23 protein-coding genes are annotated in these 17,651 nt (G+C 72.1%); 5 read left to right on the forward strand and 18 right to left on the reverse strand.

Annotated elements, in window-relative coordinates; genetic code table 11:
• From trpB to ACXJMZ_RS02275, 10 genes are all read right to left on the reverse strand, one after another.
• Entirely contained in the window at window positions 1-1,236 is a 1,236-nt protein-coding gene (gene trpB, locus ACXJMZ_RS02230; RefSeq protein ID WP_184920935.1) for a tryptophan synthase subunit beta, read from the reverse strand.
• A 55-nt stretch (window positions 1,237-1,291) separates the two neighbouring features.
• The gene (trpM, locus tag ACXJMZ_RS02235; RefSeq protein ID WP_369824173.1) at window positions 1,292-1,435 is read right to left on the reverse strand and encodes a tryptophan biosynthesis modulator TrpM; all 144 of its coding nucleotides are present in this window, start codon (window positions 1,433-1,435) and stop codon (window positions 1,292-1,294) included.
• 8 nt (window positions 1,436-1,443) lie between these two features.
• On the reverse strand, window positions 1,444-2,256 hold the full coding sequence (gene trpC / locus ACXJMZ_RS02240) for an indole-3-glycerol phosphate synthase TrpC (RefSeq protein WP_457028257.1): 813 nt from the start codon (window positions 2,254-2,256) through the stop codon (window positions 1,444-1,446).
• Between the two features lie 198 nt (window positions 2,257-2,454).
• On the reverse strand, window positions 2,455-2,916 hold the full coding sequence (locus ACXJMZ_RS02245) for a DUF2752 domain-containing protein (protein WP_457028258.1): 462 nt from the start codon (window positions 2,914-2,916) through the stop codon (window positions 2,455-2,457).
• Window positions 2,917-3,035: 119 nt separating this feature from the next.
• Window positions 3,036-3,293: an HGxxPAAW family protein gene (locus tag ACXJMZ_RS02250; RefSeq protein WP_457028259.1), complete on the reverse strand. Its 258-nt coding sequence runs from the start codon at window positions 3,291-3,293 to the stop codon at window positions 3,036-3,038.
• Between the two features lie 112 nt (window positions 3,294-3,405).
• A complete protein-coding gene (locus ACXJMZ_RS02255; protein WP_457028260.1) occupies window positions 3,406-4,026 on the reverse strand; it encodes a TIGR02234 family membrane protein in 621 nt (206 codons plus the stop codon).
• 33 nt (window positions 4,027-4,059) lie between these two features.
• A complete protein-coding gene (locus ACXJMZ_RS02260) occupies window positions 4,060-4,611 on the reverse strand; it encodes a Uma2 family endonuclease (RefSeq protein WP_457028261.1) in 552 nt (183 codons plus the stop codon).
• 51 nt (window positions 4,612-4,662) lie between these two features.
• Window positions 4,663-6,177, reverse strand: coding sequence for an anthranilate synthase component I (locus tag ACXJMZ_RS02265; RefSeq protein ID WP_457028262.1), 1,515 nt, complete (start codon window positions 6,175-6,177; stop codon window positions 4,663-4,665).
• Between the two features lie 43 nt (window positions 6,178-6,220).
• Window positions 6,221-6,595, reverse strand: a complete 375-nt coding sequence (hisI, locus tag ACXJMZ_RS02270; protein ID WP_457028263.1) for a phosphoribosyl-AMP cyclohydrolase — start codon at window positions 6,593-6,595, stop codon at window positions 6,221-6,223.
• A gap of 47 nt (window positions 6,596-6,642) precedes the next feature.
• Window positions 6,643-7,116, reverse strand: coding sequence for a hypothetical protein (locus ACXJMZ_RS02275; protein WP_457028264.1), 474 nt, complete (start codon window positions 7,114-7,116; stop codon window positions 6,643-6,645).
• A 136-nt stretch (window positions 7,117-7,252) separates the two neighbouring features.
• On the opposite strand from ACXJMZ_RS02275, the gene ACXJMZ_RS02280 reads away from it, so the two are divergent.
• The 3 genes from ACXJMZ_RS02280 (at window position 7,253) to ACXJMZ_RS02290 (ending at window position 9,312) form a co-directional block, all read left to right on the forward strand.
• Window positions 7,253-7,789 carry a hypothetical protein gene (locus tag ACXJMZ_RS02280; RefSeq protein ID WP_457028265.1) on the forward strand — a complete coding sequence of 179 codons (537 nt, stop codon included), beginning with the start codon at window positions 7,253-7,255 and terminating at the stop codon, window positions 7,787-7,789.
• Window positions 7,790-7,822: 33 nt separating this feature from the next.
• Window positions 7,823-8,461, forward strand: a complete 639-nt coding sequence (locus ACXJMZ_RS02285; protein WP_457028266.1) for a TIGR03085 family metal-binding protein — start codon at window positions 7,823-7,825, stop codon at window positions 8,459-8,461.
• An 86-nt stretch (window positions 8,462-8,547) separates the two neighbouring features.
• Window positions 8,548-9,312 (forward strand): VOC family protein, encoded by a 765-nt coding sequence (locus tag ACXJMZ_RS02290; protein ID WP_457028267.1) that lies wholly within the window; start codon window positions 8,548-8,550, stop codon window positions 9,310-9,312.
• A gap of 93 nt (window positions 9,313-9,405) precedes the next feature.
• On the opposite strand, the gene hisF is transcribed toward ACXJMZ_RS02290, so the two are convergent.
• From hisF to hisD, 8 genes are read right to left on the reverse strand one after another with little or no spacing between them, the layout of a single operon-like run.
• Window positions 9,406-10,176 carry an imidazole glycerol phosphate synthase subunit HisF gene (gene hisF / locus ACXJMZ_RS02295; RefSeq protein ID WP_457028268.1) on the reverse strand — a complete coding sequence of 257 codons (771 nt, stop codon included), beginning with the start codon at window positions 10,174-10,176 and terminating at the stop codon, window positions 9,406-9,408.
• Window positions 10,173-10,604 (reverse strand): RidA family protein, encoded by a 432-nt coding sequence (locus ACXJMZ_RS02300; protein ID WP_457028269.1) that lies wholly within the window; start codon window positions 10,602-10,604, stop codon window positions 10,173-10,175. The genes hisF and ACXJMZ_RS02300 overlap by 4 nt, the downstream gene beginning before the upstream one ends.
• The gene (gene priA, locus ACXJMZ_RS02305; protein WP_457028270.1) at window positions 10,601-11,323 is read right to left on the reverse strand and encodes a bifunctional 1-(5-phosphoribosyl)-5-((5-phosphoribosylamino)methylideneamino)imidazole-4-carboxamide isomerase/phosphoribosylanthranilate isomerase PriA; all 723 of its coding nucleotides are present in this window, start codon (window positions 11,321-11,323) and stop codon (window positions 10,601-10,603) included. Before priA ends, ACXJMZ_RS02300 begins: the two co-directional genes overlap by 4 nt.
• A 47-nt stretch (window positions 11,324-11,370) precedes the next feature.
• On the reverse strand, window positions 11,371-12,006 hold the full coding sequence (gene hisH, locus ACXJMZ_RS02310) for an imidazole glycerol phosphate synthase subunit HisH (RefSeq protein ID WP_457028271.1): 636 nt from the start codon (window positions 12,004-12,006) through the stop codon (window positions 11,371-11,373).
• 15 nt (window positions 12,007-12,021) lie between these two features.
• Window positions 12,022-12,174, reverse strand: coding sequence for a hypothetical protein (locus ACXJMZ_RS02315; RefSeq protein WP_457028272.1), 153 nt, complete (start codon window positions 12,172-12,174; stop codon window positions 12,022-12,024).
• Complete coding sequence (gene hisB, locus ACXJMZ_RS02320) at window positions 12,171-12,764, reverse strand: imidazoleglycerol-phosphate dehydratase HisB (RefSeq protein ID WP_184920902.1); 594 nt, start codon at window positions 12,762-12,764, stop codon at window positions 12,171-12,173. Before hisB ends, ACXJMZ_RS02315 begins: the two co-directional genes overlap by 4 nt.
• 6 nt (window positions 12,765-12,770) lie before the next feature.
• A complete protein-coding gene (locus ACXJMZ_RS02325) occupies window positions 12,771-13,871 on the reverse strand; it encodes a histidinol-phosphate transaminase (RefSeq protein WP_457028273.1) in 1,101 nt (366 codons plus the stop codon).
• The gene (gene hisD, locus ACXJMZ_RS02330) at window positions 13,868-15,175 is read right to left on the reverse strand and encodes a histidinol dehydrogenase (protein ID WP_457028274.1); all 1,308 of its coding nucleotides are present in this window, start codon (window positions 15,173-15,175) and stop codon (window positions 13,868-13,870) included. The genes ACXJMZ_RS02325 and hisD overlap by 4 nt, the downstream gene beginning before the upstream one ends.
• A gap of 95 nt (window positions 15,176-15,270) precedes the next feature.
• On the opposite strand from hisD, the gene ACXJMZ_RS02335 reads away from it, so the two are divergent.
• Window positions 15,271-16,848 carry an oxidoreductase gene (locus tag ACXJMZ_RS02335; RefSeq protein ID WP_457028275.1) on the forward strand — a complete coding sequence of 526 codons (1,578 nt, stop codon included), beginning with the start codon at window positions 15,271-15,273 and terminating at the stop codon, window positions 16,846-16,848.
• 70 nt (window positions 16,849-16,918) lie between these two features.
• Window positions 16,919-17,647 (forward strand): LON peptidase substrate-binding domain-containing protein, encoded by a 729-nt coding sequence (locus ACXJMZ_RS02340; RefSeq protein ID WP_457028276.1) that lies wholly within the window; start codon window positions 16,919-16,921, stop codon window positions 17,645-17,647.
• The last annotated feature ends 4 nt before the right edge of the window (window positions 17,648-17,651 follow it).

Genomic DNA, 17,651 nt, shown 5'->3' on the forward strand with positions numbered 1-17,651 from the left:
TCACTTACCCCCGTTGTTCTGGTCGTACAGGCCGAAGTACTGGGCGGCGGTGTGCATGTCCTTGTCGCCACGGCCGGAGAGCGACACCAGGATGGTGGCCTCCGGGCCCAGCTCGCGGCCGAGCACCAGCGCCCCCGCGAGCGCGTGCGCGCTCTCGATCGCCGGGATGATGCCCTCGGTACGGGACAGCAGCCGCAGCGCCTGCATCGCCTGATCGTCCGTCACCGGGCGGTACTCGGCCCGGCCGGTGTCCTTCAGCCAGGCGTGCTCGGGGCCGACGCCGGGGTAGTCCAGGCCCGCCGAGATCGAGTGCGACTCGATGGTCTGGCCGTCCTCGTCCTGCAGCACGTACGTGCGCGAGCCGTGCAGCACGCCGGGGTCGCCCTTGGTCAGGGTGGCCGCGTGCCTGGGGGTGTCCACGCCTTCGCCGGCCGCCTCGCAGCCGATCAGCCGGACGCCCGCGTCCGGGATGAACTCGTGGAAGATGCCCATCGCGTTGGAGCCGCCGCCGACACAGGCGACGACGGCGTCCGGCAGCTTGCCGGTCCGCTCCAGCACCTGCTCGCGGGCCTCGATGCCGATCACCTTGTGGAAGTCGCGGACCATCGCCGGGAAGGGGTGCGGCCCGGCGACCGTGCCGAACAGGTAGTGGGTGGAGTCGACGTTGGCGACCCAGTCCCGGAACGCCTCGTTGATGGCGTCCTTGAGCGTGCGGCTGCCGGAGGTCACCGGGATCACCTCGGCCCCCAGCATCCGCATCCGGGCCACGTTGAGCGCCTGGCGCTCGGTGTCGACCTCGCCCATGTAGATGGTGCAGTCGAAGCCGAACAGCGCGCAGGCGGTGGCGGTGGCCACGCCGTGCTGTCCTGCGCCGGTCTCGGCGATGATCCGGGTCTTGCCCATCCGGCGGGTCAGCAGCGCCTGGCCCAGCACGTTGTTGATCTTGTGCGAGCCGGTGTGGTTCAGGTCCTCGCGCTTGAGCAGGATCCGCGCCCCGCCCGCCTCGGCGGAGAACCGGTGCACGTCGGTGAGCGGGCTCGGCCGCCCGGTGTAGTCCTTGAGCAGCGCGTCGAGCTCGGCCGCGAAGGCCGGGTCGGCCTTGGCCTTCTCGTACTCCTCGGCGACCTGCTCGACCGCGGCGACCAGCGCCTCCGGGATGAAGCGGCCGCCGTACGCGCCGAAGTAGCCCCGGGCGTCGGGGACCTGAGCGCCTGGCAGGTAGTCCTTTTCGGACATGGCTGTAGTCCTCGTGATTCGGTGAATGACTGTCAGGAACGTGGCATGGCTGTGCTCAGCCGTTCGTCCTGCGCCATCGGCGGCCCGGCACCTGCCCGGGCTCGCAGCCGATCACGTACCGCACCCGCCGCCCCAGCACCCGGCGCGCGGGCGCGCGGCAGCCGCGCGGGCGGCAGCCAGGGGCGAGACGGGCGCTCATGATCCGGGTCAGCCCCGCCCGTTGTTGCGCAGCGCCGGGTGGGCACCGGCGGCCACCAGGTCGGCCACGGCCGCCTTCGGGTCCTTGCCGGTCACCAGGGACTCGCCCACCAGCACGGCGTCCGCGCCCAGGTTGGCGTACGCGATCAGGTCGTGCGGGCCGCGCACCCCGGACTCGGCAATGCGGACGATGTGCGCCGGGATGGCGTCCACCACGTTGCCGAAGGTGTTCCGGTCGACCTCGAGGGTCTTGAGGTTGCGGGCGTTGACGCCGATGATCTTCGCTCCGGCGTCCACCGCGCGGGCGATCTCCTCCTCGTCGTGCACCTCGACCAAGGGCGTGAGCCCGATCGACTCGGCCCGCTCGATGAGCGAGACGAGCGCGGGCTGGTCCAGGGCCGCCACGATCAGCAGCGCGAGGTCGGCGCCGTGGGCGCGGGCCTCCCAGAGCTGGTAGGCGGTGACGATGAAGTCCTTGCGCAGGATCGGGGTCTCGACCGCGGCCCGGACTGCGTCCAGGTCGGCCAGCGAACCGCCGAAGCGGCGCTGCTCGGTCAGCACACTGATCGCGGCGGCACCGCCGGCCGCGTAGTCGAGCGCCAGGGCCGCCGGGTCGGCGATCGCCGCCAGCGCTCCCTTGGACGGGCTGGAGCGCTTGACCTCGCAGATCACCCGGATGCCGTCGCCACGCAGCGCGGCAACGCCGTCCTTGGCGTCGGGAGCCTTGGCGGCCAGCTCCTTGAGCTGGTCCAGGGAGACCCGGGCCTGTCGCTCGGCGAGGTCCTCGCGGACCCCGTCGATGATCTCGTCGAGCACACTCACGCGGGCGCCCCCATCGTTCTGCCGGGCGATCGCCCGGCTAGTCGGGTGTAACACCGCGGGTACGAACCGGACCGGACCTGTGCAGGTCCGGTGCTGATCTGCCCCCGTCGGCCTCTCGATGGTATCGGGCGCGGGGGGCGCGAACCGCATCCGCCCGGCGCGCGTCTCGCGGAGCGGACCGGCGCACACGCCGGAGGGCTACACCGAGGGCGGTGCCAGAGCGGCTCCGATCGGGAGGTTTCGCAGCACCATGAACAGCCCGAGGACCAGCACCAGCAGGACAGTACGGGCCGCGCCGAAACCGATCCGGGGCGCCTTCCCGCCGGTCAGGGCGGCCCACAGCCAGCCCACCCAGAGCAGTACGGCGACCACCGCCAGCAGCACCACCAGCAGGTTGTCGTGCACGGCCGCGGTCAGTTCGCCGTGGGTCAGCGCGTGCACGGCCCGCAGGCCGCCGCAGCCGGGACACCACCAGCCGGTGGCCGCGAGCACCGGGCAGGTCGGGTAGTGGCCGGGCGTGTTCGGGTCCACCCCCGCCACGTACAGCGTCGGCAGGCCGACCGCCGTCAGGGCGGCCAGCGGGCGGACCAGCCGGCGCAGCGGGGACGGCGGCACGGGCGGGGCGCTGGGCTGCGGGGCGGGCTGCGGGGCGGCGTTCACACCGCCGATTCTGCCCCGGCCACCGGGGCTCACCCCTCAGGCGGGCGTGCGTGTCACGCAGCAGGGAGCGACCGGCGCTCCGTGCGCCTGCCGCTCCCTGTGACGGATCTGACGGGGGTTCAGGCCCCGGCGGTGACGGCCTCGCGGCGAGCGATCGTCTCCTCGGGGGTGGCGAAGTTCTGGCTGGGCTGCTTGCCCATGCCCGCCATCGCCATCGCCTTGCCGACCACGCCGCCGAGCACGACGACGGCCAGGCCCACCCAGAACAGCCAGATGGCGGGAAGGATCATGGCGACGCCGCTGACCGTGAAGCCGATGAAGGCGATGGTCGAGCCGGTCCAGGCGGCGGGGGTGTTGCCGTGCGCTGCTGCCGACATCTGATGGTGCTCCTTGGTTCTCCGGGGCCCGGCCGGGCTGACGGGCGCTCGGCGGGTTTACGTCCCCATTGTGCCGGGCCCTGACGTCCGACCCCAAGCGGGGGCCTCCGTTTCAGGTGGGATCCTCGCCACGGTCCAGCGCCTGCCACAGTTCGGCCGGGGTCCCGGCGCCCTGCGCCTTCGGCGTGGCCTTGCGCGCCGGCGCGTCGTACCGGCTGCCCATCGCGGGCCAGTCCCGGCCGTACCGCACCGTCAACAGCCCGGCGACGGCCAGCAGCAGCCCGCCCAGCGCGGCCACCCACGGCCAGGCGGTGTGGCTCACCTGCTCCGCCTGGGCGCTCACCAGCGCCAGCTTCTTGGCCGCCTCGCCGTTCAGCGCACCGGCACCGGTCGCGCCGACCACCGCCGCCACCGCGGCCCCGAGCCCGGCCAGCGTCACCAGGGCGCCCACCACCGCCTTGCCCACGCCACGCACCGCGAAGACCGCCACCGCCGACGCCAGCCCGACCAGCGCGAGCCCGCCCGGCAGCCCCGAAACCGCACTCCCGGTCACCTCGACCGCCAGCCCCCCGGCCTTCCCCGCCGCCCACACCCGGCTCACGGCGGTCAGCACCAGCACCGCCCCGAGCACGGTCAGCGCCAGCATCACGCCGAGACTCCGGCGGCTGTTCTTCTTCGGCGCGGTCTCGACGGCAGCGGGCTCAGCGGTACGGGGCGAGGGAAGCGAGGTCACCCGTCCACTATCCCTGAACCGCCCCGGCGCCGGTCAGCGGGGGTCCGCCGGGAACCCGTCCGTACGGACCGTCAGCTCGCGCCCGTCCAGCCGCAGCCGCAGGTCGCCGCCGAACGGCACGGCTTCCTGGGACTGGTAGACACCGGTCCGGCTCGGGTCGCCGTACACCGTGCAGAGCGCCGTCGAGGGGTCGATCACCACGTACACCGGAATACCGCATTCGGCGTAGAGCCGCAGCTTCTTGACGAAGTCGTTGTCCTGACTGGAGGCCGACACGACCTCGAGGACGGCTTCGAGGTCGTGCCACTCGTAGCGGCCCCGGCTGTTGTGCTCGGCGCCCGGTGCAACGATCGCCAGGTCTGGGGCGTAGCCGTAGAGGCTGGACGGGAAGTCGACCATGACGTCCGAGAGGATGTCACCCTGTCCCGCGAGCTGATGCTCGATCTGCGGGGCGGCCTTGAGGATGACCTTCCGCTGCTTCTCCCCCTGGGGCGTCATGATGATCTTCCCGTCCGTGATCTCCACCTTGTAGCCCTCCGGAAGCTTGACCCCTTCCAGGACGTCCCAGGCGCTCTCGGTGCTCATCGCGGTCATCCCCGCCGCCTCTCTACGCGACTCGGTGGGCTCCTGCGTCACTCACGATAGCGAGCTGCGCAGGGTGTTGGCGGTGGCGACGGCGCGGAGGACGGCGGCGGCCTTGTTGCGGCATTCGGTGTCCTCGGAGTGCGGGTCGGAGTCGGCCACCACGCCGGCGCCGGCCTGGACGTAGGCGGTGCCGTTGCGGAGCAGGGCGGTGCGGATGGCGATCGCGGTGTCGGAGTCGCCGGCGAAGTCGAGGTAGCCGACGCAGCCGCCGTAGAGGCCGCGGCGGGTGGGTTCGAGCTCCTCGATGATCCGCATCGCGCGGGGCTTGGGGGCACCGGAGAGGGTGCCCGCCGGGAAGCAGGCGGTCAGCACGTCGAAGGCGGAACGGCCCGCCGCCACCCGGCCGGTGACGGTGGAGACGATGTGCATCACGTGGCTGTACTTCTCGACCGACATGAAGTCGACCACCTCGACGCTGCCGGGCTCGCAGACCCGGCCGAGGTCGTTGCGGCCGAGGTCGACCAGCATCAGGTGCTCGGCCCGCTCCTTCGGATCGGCGAGCAGCTCGGCGGCCAGCTCGGCGTCCTCGTGCGGGGTGGCGCCGCGGTGCCGGGTGCCGGCGATCGGGTGCACCATCGCCTGACCGCCCGTCACCTTGACCAGCGCCTCCGGGCTGGAGCCGACCACGTCGAAGCCGCCCTCGGCGGTGCCGTCCGGGCCGGGGAAGCGGAACAGGTACATGTACGGGCTGGGGTTGGTGGTGCGCAGGACGCGGTAGACGTCCAGCGCGCTGGCCTCGCACGGTGCTTCGAACCGCTGCGAGGGCACCACCTGGAACGCCTCGCCGGCCCGGATCCGCTCCTTCACCTCCTCGACCGCCGCCCGGTACGGGGCGCCACCGAAGGGTGAGTGGGCGTCAACCGCCGTGGGGGTGAAGGTCGCCAGACCCGGGTCGACCGGCCGGGCCAGGTCGGCCTGCATCCGGTCCAGCCGGGCGACGGCGTCGGTGTACGCCTCGTCCACGCCGCTGGCCAGGTCGTTGTGGTTGACCGCGTTGGCGATCAGCACCACCGTGCCGTCGGCGTGGTCGAGCACGGCCAGGTCGGTGGCCAGCAGCATGGTCAGCTCGGGGAGCTTCAGGTCGTCCGGGGTGAGGTTCGGCAGCTTCTCCAGCCGGCGGACCACGTCGTACCCGAGGTAGCCGACCAGGCCACCGGTGAGCGGCGGCAGGCCGTCGTCGGTGTGCCGGGGCGTGTGCAGGGCCTCCAGCGCGGCCCGCAGCACCTCCAGCGGGTCGCCGGTGGTGGGGATGCCGACCGGCGGGCTGCCGTGCCAGCGGGCGTTGCCGTCCGGGTCGGCGGTCAGGGCGGCCGCGCTGTGCACGCCGACGAAGGAGTACCGGGACCAGTTGCCCTGCTCGGCCGACTCCAGCAGGAAGGTGCCGGGACGCTCGTCGGCCAGGCTGCGGTACAGCCCGATGGGGGTGAGGCCGTCCGCGAGGAGCCGGCGGGTGACCGGGATGACCCGGGTGTCTACGGCGAGCTTGCGGAAGTCCTCAAGGTCCATCTGGCTTGGCACCGTTCGTCAGTTGGGGCGGGCTGGGGACAGATTAGCGAGCGAGCGGGAGCACGTCCGCGTCGAAGCAGGTCCGGTCGCCGGTGTGGCAGGCCGCGCCGACCTGGTCGACCTTGACCAGCAGGGTGTCGCCGTCGCAGTCCAGCGCCACCTGCTTGACATGCTGGAAGTGGCCGGAGGTGTCGCCCTTGACCCAGTACTCCCGGCGGCTGCGGCTCCAGTACGTGCAGCGGCCGGTGGTCAGGGTGCGGTGCAGCGCCTCGTCGTCCATCCAACCGAGCATCAGCACCTCGCCGGTGTCGTACTGCTGGGCGATCGCCGGCAGCAGGCCGTCCTCGGTGCGCTTGAGCCGGGCGGCGATGTCAGGGGCGAGGGCGGTGCTGCCGGGGGCGGCGGGAGTGGTCGACATGGCGTCCATTGTGGCAGCTCAACCCTGCTCCCCCGGTACCCGCCCAGTCACGCCGCCGGGCTCTCGCACCCCTGCGGCCAGACCACCTCTACGTACAGTCCGGCCCGCTCCGCCGCCTTCACCACCTCGGCGGTGTGCCCCTCGGGGCGGCCGTCCCAGACCGCGATCAGCTCGTCCACCATCGCGACCAGGGCCCGGCAGGTGTCGTCGCCGAGACCGCCCACCTCGACCGGGGCCAGCCGGTGCACCGCGTTCGCCTCGTTCATCAGCCGCTGCCTGGCCTGCCGGCCGGCTCCCGCGAACGCCCCGGCCTTCCCGGCCGTGGCCGAGACGATCACCTCGACCTTGCCGCCGTGCTCCAGCACCGACTGGGCGAACCAGGTCTCAGGGCCGGCCGCCAGACAGGTCACCCCGACCAGGTCGTAGCTGCCGAACGTGGTGACCAGTCGCCACAGCTCGCCCCGGACCAGCATCTCGCTCAGATCCGAGAGCCCCTCGTGCCCGACGATCCCAACTCGCATAACCAAAGACCCCAGTACCTGTTCAGGGCCGTGCCACCGCCAGCGTATACCTGGCCCGGTTCCGGCTTCGCGGAGTAGCTGACGGGACCGGCCCGGGCGGCCAGAATGGGCCCGGTCGGAACGAGGGGGTCGGGGAATGAAACGGCGACGGGTGCTGGCCACGGCGGTGGTCCTGCTTCTGCTGGCGGCGGGTGCGGTGGTGCTGCTCTGGCCGGAGCCGAAGCAGCGGGCGGTGCCGTCACCGCCGCCGCCCAGTACGGCCGCGCCTTCGCCGTCCCCCTCGCCTTCACCTTCGCCGAAGGTGCTGCCGTATCTGTACTTTCTGCCCGGGACATGCCTGGACTACCAGCCGCTGAGCCGGACGACGGCACCGGCGGAGGCCCGGCCCTGCGAGCAACCGCACGACGGCGAGGTGGTCGCCGACATCGTGCTGCCCGACGGGCTGACCGGTGAGCCGGCGATCCAGCAGGCGATGACCGCGGCCTGCGAACCGCACCTGGTGGAGTGGGAGGGCAGGCAGGGCGGCGGCGGACCTTACTTCGGGCGCTACCTCGGGCCGCGCCTGGTGCACTACCAGGCCGGGCTGCGGGACGCGACCTGCATCATGTCCGTCACCGACCAGCCAGGCGGGCGGCGGCTGACGGGGCATCTGAAGGGGCTGGGGCCAAGCTAGTTCGGCTCAGCACACGCACGTAGGCTGGGCCGCATGTCGAACTTCGCTCGAGTGCAGCGCCAGCGGTTGACCGGACTCCTGCGTGCGGCCGGGCCGGACGCGCCGACCCTCTGCACGGGGTGGACCACCCGCGACCTGGCCGCCCATCTGGTGGTGCGCGAGCGGCGGATGGACGCGGCGGCCGGGATCAGGCTGACCCCGCTGGCCGGCTGGACGGCCCGGGTCCAGGAGGGCTACCGGGCGCGCCCGTACGAGGAGTTGCTGCGGCTGTTCCGGACCGGGCCGTCGGCGTTCTCCCCCTTCTCACTGCCCGGCGCGGACGAGGCGGCCAACGTCGTCGAGTACTTCGTGCACGCGGAGGACGTCCGGCGGGCCGGTGAGGAGTGGCAGCCGGAGCCGCTCGAACCCGGGCTGACCGAGGCGCTCTGGCGGCGGCTGCCGATGCTGGCCCGGCTGGAGGCCGGCCGGAAGTCCCCGGTACGGCTGGTGCTGCGGCGGCCGGACGGCCGGGCGGTGACCGTCTCGCGGCAGACCGGGCCGACCGTCGAGGTGACCGGCGAGCCGGGCGAGTTGGTGCTGTTCGCGTTCGGCCGGGGGGCGCGGGCGCGGGTCACGGTGAGCGGGCCGACGGACGCGGCCGAGGCGCTACGGGTGGCACTGCCGTTCGAGTGACAGTCCGTCAGTCGGCGCGCCTCTGTCAGTGGCGGGTGGCAGGGTGGTCCGGACGACGCCATGCCACCCGAAGGAGCGGTTTCCGCATGCTCACCACCGACTTTCAGACCGGCTCGCCGAACTGGCTCGACCTGGGCAGCCCCGACACCGCTGCGGCCGCCGCCTTCTACGGCGAGGTGCTCGGCTGGACCTTCCGGTCGGCCGGCCCGGAGGCGGGCGGCTACGGCTTCTTCCAGCTGGACGGGCGGACGGTGGCCGCACTCGGCCCGCTGACCGAGGAGGGCGCGCAGTCGTCCTGGACGCTCTACTTCGCCACCCCGGACGTGGACGCCACCGCGAAGACCGCCGAACAGGCCGGCGGCACCGTGCGGGTCGAGCCGGGCGACGTCTTCGACGCCGGGCGGATGGCAGCGCTGACCGACCCGCACGGCGGACGGTTCGCCCTCTGGCAGGCCGCACGGACGGCCGGCCTCGACACGGCGGGCTCGCCGGGCTCGCTGCGCTGGGCCGAACTGCACACGCCCGACGCAGCGGCGGCGGTGGCCTTCTACCGGGCGCTGTTCGGGTGGCGCACCGAGCAGGTCGAGGTCCCCGGGATGACGTACACCGTGGTCTCGGTGGCCGAGGGCGACCAGCAGGACACCTCGTTCGGCGGGATCGCCCCGAGCGAGCACCCCCAAGCAGACTGGCTGCCGTACTTCGAGGTCGCGGACCCGGACGCAACGATCGCCCACGCGGTGGAGAGCGGGGGGACGGTGCTGCTCCCCGGCATGGACGCCCCCGGCATCGGCCGGATGGCCTGGCTGACGGACCCGTTCGGCGCACGCTTCGCGGTCATCCGCAGCGAGTAAGTTGCACTGTCCAGGGGCTCGGGGTCGGCGTCGCCCACGCGGCGGAGCCGCACATCAGCAGAGCCCCGAGCCCCTGGCAGGTGCAACCTTGCCTTAGCGGACCGGGTGCCCCGTGCTGCGGAGGGCTTCCTTGACCTGGCCGATCCGGAGGTCGCCGAAGTGGAAGACGCTCGCCGCCAGGACGGCGTCCGCGCCGGCGTCGACCGCGGGGGCGAAGTCGGCGAGCTTGCCCGCGCCGCCGGAGGCGATCACCGGGACGGCGACGGCCTTGCGGACGGCGCGGATCAGCTCGAGGTCGTAGCCGTCCTTGGTGCCGTCCGCGTCCATCGAGTTGAGCAGGATCTCGCCTGCGCCCAACTCGGCGGCCCGGCCCGCCCATTCGACCGCGTCCAGCCCGGTGCCCTGGCGGCCGCCGTGGGTGGTGACCTCGAAGCCGGAGGCGGTCTCGGTGCCGGGCGGGCAGCGGCGGGCGTCGACCGAGAGGACCAGCACCTGACGGCCGAAGCGCTTGGCGATCTCGCGGATCAGCTCGGGCCTGGCGATCGCGGCGGTGTTGACGCCGACCTTGTCGGCGCCGGCCCGGAGCAGCTTGTCGACGTCCTCGACGGCGCGGATGCCGCCGCCGACGGTGAGCGGGATGAAGACCTGCTCGGCGGTCCGGCGGACCACGTCGTAGGTGGTCTCCCGGTCGCCGGAGGAGGCGGTGATGTCGAGGAAGGTCAACTCGTCGGCGCCCTCGGCGTCGTAGAGCTTGGCCATCTCGACCGGGTCGCCCGCGTCCCGCAGGTTCTGGAAGTTGACGCCCTTGACCACCCGCCCGTTGTCCACGTCCAGACAGGGGATGACTCGTACGGCGAGGGTCATTGCGACAAACCTTCCAAGCTGCTGGCGAGCCCGGCGCGGTAGGCGTCGAGCTCGATCTCGACCATCATCCGGGAGTCGATCAGGCCCTCCACCACGACCATGGTGGCGGCGGGCCGGGAGGCGCCGAACAGGGTCAGGTGGGCCCGGCCGACCTCGTCGGCGTCCCGGACATGGGTGATGTACATCCTGGTGCGGAACACGTCGTCCGCCGTCAGACCGTACGCGGCGAGGGCCTGCAGGCCGACGCCGAAGGCAGCCAGGGTCTGGTGGTACGGGTCGCCCTCGTGCTCGATCCGCCCGTCCACCCACGCGGTGGTGCCGGCCACGTGGACGTGGTCCCCGGCCGCCACGGCGCGCGAGTAGCCGAACTCGTCCTCCCAGGGGGAGAATCCGGCGATCCTGCCGCGTACGATCTGACGGTCCGTCATGAAACGGCCTCCAGGGCCTCTTCGAGGGTGAACTTGCTCTCGTAGAGTGCCTTGCCCACGATCGCGCCCTCGACACCCTCGCCGGTCAGCGTGGCGATCGCGCGCAGGTCGTCCAGCGAGGAGACGCCGCCCGAGGCGACCACCGGCTTGTCGGTGGCGGCGCAGACGTTGCGCAGCAGCTCCAGGTTGGGGCCGGTCAGGGTGCCGTCCCGGTTGACGTCGGTGACCACGTAGCGGGCGCAGCCCTCGGCGTCGAGGCGGGCCAGCACCTCGTAGAGGTCGCCGCCCTCGCTGGTCCAGCCGCGGCCGCGCAGGGTGGTGCCGACCACGTCCAGGCCGACCGCGATCTTGTCACCGTGCTCGGCGATCACCTTGGCCACCCACTCCGGCTGCTCCAGCGCGGCGGTGCCCAGGTTGACCCGGCGGCAGCCGGTGGCGAGTGCGGCGGCCAGCGAGGCGTCGTCCCGGATCCCGCCGGAGAGCTCGACCTTGATGTTCATCTGCTCGCTCAGCTCGCGGATGATCTCGCGGTTGTCACCAGTGCCGAACGCGGCGTCCAGGTCCACCAGATGCAGCCACTCGGCGCCCGCACTCTGCCAGGCGAGTGCCGCCGCGAGCGGCGTGCCGAAGGAGGTCTCGGTGCCGGAGGCGCCCTTGACCAGGCGGACGGCCTGGCCGTTGCGGATGTCGACGGCGGGCAGCAGTTCGAGGCGGCTCATGGTGCAACTTTCCTGAATCGGAACGGGCCTGGCACGAAAGGGAGTTGTCAGAGGGTGTTGACCCAGTTGGTCAGCAGCGCGGCACCCGCGTCGCCGGACTTCTCGGGGTGGAACTGGGTGGCCCAGAGCGGGCCGTTCTCCACCGCGGCGACGAACGGCTGCCCGTGGGTGGCCCAACTGACCAGGGGGGACCGGATGTTCTGGTTGGTGACCTCGAGCTCCCAGCGGCGCACGCCGTAGGAGTGCACGAAGTAGAACCGGGTCTCCGGGTCCAGGCCGGCGAACAGCCGGCTGCCCTCGGGCACATCGACGGTGTTCCAGCCCATGTGCGGGACGATCGGGGCGTCCAGCGGCTCGACCGTACCGGGCCACTCGTCGCAGCCGGCGGTCTCGACGCCGTGCTCGACGCCCTTCTCGAACAGGATCTGCATCCCGACGCAGATACCCAGCACCGGCCGGCCACCGGCCAGCCGGCGGCCGATGATCTGCTCGCCGCGCACCGCCTTCAGGCCGCGCATGCAGGCCTCGAAGGCGCCGACGCCCGGCACCAGCAGGCCGTCGGCGTCCATCGCGGTCTGGAAGTCGGACGAGACGGTGACGTTCGCACCGGTGCGCTCGACCGCGCGCTGGGCCGAGCGGAGGTTGCCCGAGCCGTAGTCGAGGACGACAACGTTCTTGGCCATCAGAGGAGTTCCTTCTTAGAGGCGCATCAGGCCGGAGGAGAGGCAGAGCACGGCGCCGATCGCGAGCACCGCGATCACACTCTTGGACTGCTTCTGCTTCCAGAACGAGAACACGCCGCCGGACAGGAAGAGCCCGGCGATGATCAGCAGCGTGGCGGTGTTGCTCACAGTGCACCCTTGGTCGAGGGGAGGATGCCGGCCGCGCGCGGGTCGCGCTCGGCGGCATAACGGAGTGCCCGGGCCAGCGCCTTGAACTGGCACTCCACGATGTGGTGGGCGTTTCGACCGTACGGTACGTGCACGTGCAGGGCGACGGCGGCCTGGGCCACGAAGGACTCCAGGATGTGCCGGGTCATCGTGGTGTCGTAGCTGCCGATCATCGGCGCCATGTTCTCCGGCTCGGTGTGCACCAGGTACGGGCGGCCGGAGAGGTCGACGGTGACCTGGGCGAGCGACTCGTCCAGCGGCACCGTGCAGTTGCCGAAGCGGTAGATGCCGACCTTGTCGCCGAGCGCCTGCCGGAAGGCGGCACCGAGCGCGAGGGCGGTGTCCTCGATGGTGTGGTGGGTGTCGATGTGCAGGTCGCCCTCGGTCTTGACGGTGAGGTCGAAGAGACCGTGGCGGCCCAGCTGGTCGAGCATGTGGTCGTAGAACCCGACGCCCGTGGAGATGTCGGTCTTGCCGGTGCCGTCGAGGTCGATCTCGACCAGGACCGAGGTCTCCTTGGTGGTGCGCTCAACGCGGCCGATGCGGGACATGAGGGTTCAAAGCTCCTTGCTGACGGTACGGACGGCGTCGAGGAAGGCGTCGTTCTCGGCGGGCGTGCCCGCGGTGACGCGCAACCAGCCGGGGACGCCGACGTCGCGGACCAGGACGCCCTGGTCGAGGATGGCCTGCCACACCGCGTGGGTGTCGGCGAAGCGGCCGAACTGGACGAAGTTGGAGTCGGAGTCGGTGACTTCGAGGCCGAACCCGCGCAGCGCGTCGACCAGCCGGTCCCGCTCGCCCTTGAGCCGCTCGACATAGCCGAGCAGCGTGTCGGTGTACTCCAGGCAGGCCAGCGCGGTCGCCTGGGTGACGGCCGACAGGTGGTACGGCAGCCGGACCAGCTGCACCGCGTCCACCACGGCCGGGTCGGCCGCCAGGTAGCCGAGCCGCAGCCCGGCGGCGCCGAAGGCCTTGGACATGGTGCGGGTGACCACCAGGTTGGGGCGGCCCTCGAGCATCGGCAGCAGCGAGGCGCGGTGCGAGAACTCGACGTACGCCTCGTCCACGATCACCAGGCTCGGCCGGGCGGCCTGCGCGGCCTCGTAGAGCGCGAGCACGACGTCGGCCTCGACGGCGGTGCCGGTCGGGTTGTTCGGCGAGCAGATGAACACCACGTTCGGCCTCTGCTCGGCGATCGCCGACCTGGCCGCTTCGAGGTCGATGGTGAAGTCCTCGTTGCGCGGGCCCGAGATCCAAGTCGTGCCGGTACCACGGGAGATGAGCGCGTGCATCGAGTACGAGGGCTCGAAGCCGAGCGCGCTGCGGCCCGGGCCGCCGAAGGTCTGCAGCAGCTGCTGGAGGATCTCGTTGGAGCCGTTGGCGGCCCAGACCTGGTCCTTCGCCACCGCGTGCCCGGTGGTCCTGCTCAGGTAGTCGGCCAGCCCGGTGCGCAGCTCGACCGCGTCCCGGTCGGGGTAGCGGTTGAGGTTGCGGGCCGCCTCGGCCACCCGCTCGGCGATCCGGGCCACCAGCGGCTCGGGCAGCGAGTACGGGTTCTCGTTCGTGTTCAGCTGGACGGGCACGTCCAACTGCGGTGCGCCGTAAGGGGACTGGCCGCGCAGCTCGTCCCGGATCGGCAGATCGTCGATGTTCGTCACGCGCCCGGCACCGTCCAGTCGAATCGAGCCTTCACAGCGTCACCGTGACCGGGCAGGTCCTCGGCGTTCGCCAGGTTGACCACGTGCGCGGCGACATCGGCCAGCGCCTCGCGGGTGTACTCCACCACGTGGATGCCACGCAGGAAGGACTGCACCGACAGGCCGGACGAGTGGCAGGCACAACCCCCGGTCGGCAGCACGTGGTTGGAGCCGGCCGCGTAGTCCCCGAGCGAGACCGGGGCGTACGCGCCGATGAAGATCGCGCCGGCGTTGCGGACCTTGGCGGCGACCGTGCGGGCGTCCCTGGTCTGGATCTCCAGGTGCTCGGCGGCGTAGGCGTTCACCACGGCCAGGCCCTGCTCGATGTCGTCCACCAGCACGATGCCGGACTGCTTGCCGGTCAGCGCCTCGGTGACCCGCTCGCGGTGCTTGGTCCGGGCGACCTGCTCGACCAGCTCGGCCTCGACCGCCTCGGCCAGCGCGACCGAGTCGGTGACCAGCACGGAGGCGGCCATCGGGTCGTGCTCGGCCTGGCTGATCAGGTCGGCGGCCACCTCACGGGCGGAGGCGGTGTCGTCGGCGAGCACCGCGATCTCGGTCGGACCGGCCTCGGCGTCGATCCCGATCCGGCCCTTGAGCAGGCGCTTGGCGGCGGCCACGTAGATGTTGCCGGGGCCGGTCACCAGGTTGACCGGGGCGCACTCCTCGGTGCCGTACGCGAACATCGCGACCGCCTGGGCGCCGCCGACCGCGTAGACCTCGGTGACCCCGAGCAGCGCGCAGGCCGCCAGGATGGTCGGGTGGACGCTGCCACCGAAGTCCTTCTGCGGCGGCGAGGTGACCGCGATGCCGGGCACGCCGGCCTCCTGCGCGGGCACCACGTTCATCACCACGGAGGACGGGTAGACCGCGAGGCCGCCCGGCACGTACAGGCCGACCCGGTCGACCGGCACCCAGCGCTCGGCGACCGTGCCGCCGGGCACCACCTGGGTGGTGTGGTCGGTACGGCGCTGCTCGCGGTGGACCAGCCGGGCGCGGCGGATCGACTCCTCCAGTGCGGCGCGCACCTTCGGGTCGAGGGTCTCCAGCGCGGCGGTGATCGCCTGCTCGGGGACCCGGGTGGTGGTCAGCTGCACGCCGTCGAACCGCTCGGTGATCTCGATCAGTGCCGCGACCCCGCGATGGCGTACGTCCTCGCAGATCGGCCGCACCTTCTCCAGGGCGGCTTCCACGTCGAACTCGGCACGGGGCAGCACGTCGCGCAGGTCGGCTTCCGAGCCGCGCAGGTCAATTCGAGAGATCACATCGCCCAGTGTAGGGAGTGGCCGGAACCCGAGGCCCCGCATTTCAGTCCGTGATACGAAAGGCGAGACAGTTCAAGATCTTGGGGGAGGCAGCGGTGCAGCAGCCGCCGGACGACTGGACGCCGGTCGAGCAGGGGCTCTGGGAGGCGTTCCGACAGGGCGACCTCTACGACCTGCGCAGCTGGGACGACGCGGTGGACCTGGTGAGCGGCCCGGTCGACTGGCCCGCCGAGCGGTTCGTCCGCGCCGAGGTGCTGGCCACCCTGCTGCTCAACGGCCCCGACCCGGCGCCGGGCAAGGTGGCGTCGCTCAAGCTCAGCGGCGCCTACGTGACCGGCCCGCTCCGGCTGGCCGGGGCCCGGATCGAGCACTACGTCGAGCTGCACGACTGCCGGTTCGAGAAGAAGATCCTGATCTCCGAGGCGCAGGCCGGCACACTGCGGCTGATCCGCTGCTGGATACCGCGGCTGGAGGCGTCCCGGCTGGCCACCGAGGGTGACCTGCACCTGGCCCGCTGCGTCCTGCCGTTCGGGATGCGGCTCACCGACGCCAAGATCGGCACCGATCTGCTGCTCAATCAGGCCGTCGTCGGCGGCGACCGGTACGGCCGGGCACTGGCCGCCGACGGGCTGACGGTGCAGCAGGACTTCGAGGCCGAGCGGATCGACGTGCACGGCGAGCTGAGCATGCGCACCAGCCGGATCGGCGGCCGGTTCTCGCTCCGCGGCGCCCAGCTGAAGGCCGCCGCGCCTGACCGGTACTGCCTCAACCTGGCGCACATCTCGGTCGGCAACACCATGTACCTGGGCGGCTCGCTGGACGGCGGCTGGGCCGACTCGCACACCATCTACGGCGACGGCTACGGCGCCCCGATCCCGCATGACTCCCCCAGCACCCCGCTGCGGGCGTACGGCGGGGTCCGGCTGGTGGACGGGCGGTTCGAGAACGCGCTGCTGATCACCCACGCCGAGTTCCACCTGCCGGAGGGTCAGGAGCTCTCGCTGCGCCGGATCCAGACCCCGGAGCTGCGCTTCACCTGCCACACCCCGCCCACCGGCAGGGTCTCGCTCTCCCGGGCCAGGATCGGCAACCTGGTCGACAACCCGGCCAGCTGGCCGAAGGACGGCCACGTCCGGATGACCGGCTTCACCTACGAGTCGCTCCGGCCCGACCGGCCGTTCAGCGTCCAGCAGCGGATCGCCTGGCTGGAGAGCGCCCTCGGCGAGTACCAGCCGGAGCCGTACGAGCAGCTGGCCGCCGCACTGCGCCGGGACGGCCGGGACGAGGACGCCCGCGAGGTGCTGTACGCCAAGCACCGGCGGCGGCGCTCCACCCTGCCGCCGCCAGGCCGGCTCTGGGGTCTGATCCAGGACGCCGCCGTCGGGTACGGCTACCGCCCCGGGCGGGCCGCACTCTGGCTGGTGCTGGCCTGGGCGATCGGTGCGCTGTACTTCTCCGAGCACGAGCCGGCCCCACTGAAGGCCGACGAGACACCCACCTGGAACGCACCGCTGTACGCCCTCAGCAAGGTCCTCCCGGTGGTGAACCTCGGCCCGGACGGCTGGAACCCGGACCGGACCGGCCAGTTCGTGGTGGCGGGCCTGGTGCTCTCCGGCTGGGTGCTCGCCACCACCGTGGTGGCCGGTGCGACCCGGATGCTGCAGCGGGGCTGAGCCCGCACCTGCCGGCCGGCTGACGGGTAATCGGGACAGGGGTGGCCGTTGCTGAACTACGCTGTGCGCCGTGACTGAACGGCTGCCGATCTTTCCCCTCAACACGGTCCTGTACCCGGGCCTGGTGCTGCCCCTGCACGTCTTCGAGGAGAGGTACCGGCGGCTGGTGGGCGACCTGATGGCCCAGCCGGAGGACCAGCCCCGGCGGTTCGGTGTGCTGGCGATCAAGGACGGGCGGGAGGTCGCGCCGGTCCGGGAGAACGCGGAGCCGGCCGGGCCGCTGGACGGGCTCGGAACGATCACCGGCGATCCGCTGGAGGCGCTGCACCACATCGGGTGCGTGGCGGACGTGGCCTCGGCGCAGGAGCAGCCGGACGGGCAGTACGAGCTGCTGGTGACCGGGACCACCCGGTTCTGGCTCCGCTCGGTAGATGTGACGGGGCCTTACCTGGTCGGCGAGACCGAGCCGATCGAGGAGCAGACCGGCGAGGGCGCGGGCGCACTGGCCGCCGGGGTCGAACGGGCCTTCCGGGCGTACCAGAAGCGGCTCGCCGGGGCCCGCGAGGTCAGCCTGACCGGGCAGCACGAGCTGCCGAACGATCCGCAGGTGCTGTCCTACCTGGTCGCGGCCGCCGCGATCCTGCCCACGCCGGTGAAGCAGGCGCTGCTGGCCTGCCCCGACACCGCGCAGCGGCTGACCACCGAGCTGGAGCTGCTCCGGCGGGAGACCGCGGTGCTGGCCTGGCTGCCCTCGCTGCCCGGAGTGGAGCTGACCCGGCAGTCGTTCAGCCCGAACTGACGGA

Source organism: Kitasatospora sp. P5_F3, assembly GCF_054049135.1.

What these genes read in the sequence shown, in the direction of transcription:
- trpB (WP_184920935.1), bottom strand. Translation starts at nt 1,236, where the DNA reads ATGTCCGAAAAGGACTACCTGCCAGGCGCTCAGGTCCCCGACGCCCGG.
- trpM (WP_369824173.1), bottom strand. Translation starts at nt 1,435, where the DNA reads ATGAGCGCCCGTCTCGCCCCTGGCTGCCGCCCGCGCGGCTGCCGCGCG.
- ACXJMZ_RS02250 (WP_457028259.1), bottom strand. Translation starts at nt 3,293, where the DNA reads ATGTCGGCAGCAGCGCACGGCAACACCCCCGCCGCCTGGACCGGCTCG.
- ACXJMZ_RS02260 (WP_457028261.1), bottom strand. Translation starts at nt 4,611, where the DNA reads ATGAGCACCGAGAGCGCCTGGGACGTCCTGGAAGGGGTCAAGCTTCCG.
- ACXJMZ_RS02265 (WP_457028262.1), bottom strand. Translation starts at nt 6,177, where the DNA reads ATGGACCTTGAGGACTTCCGCAAGCTCGCCGTAGACACCCGGGTCATC.
- hisI (WP_457028263.1), bottom strand. Translation starts at nt 6,595, where the DNA reads ATGTCGACCACTCCCGCCGCCCCCGGCAGCACCGCCCTCGCCCCTGAC.
- ACXJMZ_RS02275 (WP_457028264.1), bottom strand. Translation starts at nt 7,116, where the DNA reads ATGCGAGTTGGGATCGTCGGGCACGAGGGGCTCTCGGATCTGAGCGAG.
- ACXJMZ_RS02280 (WP_457028265.1), top strand. Translation starts at nt 7,253, where the DNA reads ATGAAACGGCGACGGGTGCTGGCCACGGCGGTGGTCCTGCTTCTGCTG.
- ACXJMZ_RS02285 (WP_457028266.1), top strand. Translation starts at nt 7,823, where the DNA reads ATGTCGAACTTCGCTCGAGTGCAGCGCCAGCGGTTGACCGGACTCCTG.
- ACXJMZ_RS02290 (WP_457028267.1), top strand. Translation starts at nt 8,548, where the DNA reads ATGCTCACCACCGACTTTCAGACCGGCTCGCCGAACTGGCTCGACCTG.
- hisF (WP_457028268.1), bottom strand. Translation starts at nt 10,176, where the DNA reads ATGACCCTCGCCGTACGAGTCATCCCCTGTCTGGACGTGGACAACGGG.
- ACXJMZ_RS02300 (WP_457028269.1), bottom strand. Translation starts at nt 10,604, where the DNA reads ATGACGGACCGTCAGATCGTACGCGGCAGGATCGCCGGATTCTCCCCC.
- priA (WP_457028270.1), bottom strand. Translation starts at nt 11,323, where the DNA reads ATGAGCCGCCTCGAACTGCTGCCCGCCGTCGACATCCGCAACGGCCAG.
- hisH (WP_457028271.1), bottom strand. Translation starts at nt 12,006, where the DNA reads ATGGCCAAGAACGTTGTCGTCCTCGACTACGGCTCGGGCAACCTCCGC.
- hisB (WP_184920902.1), bottom strand. Translation starts at nt 12,764, where the DNA reads ATGTCCCGCATCGGCCGCGTTGAGCGCACCACCAAGGAGACCTCGGTC.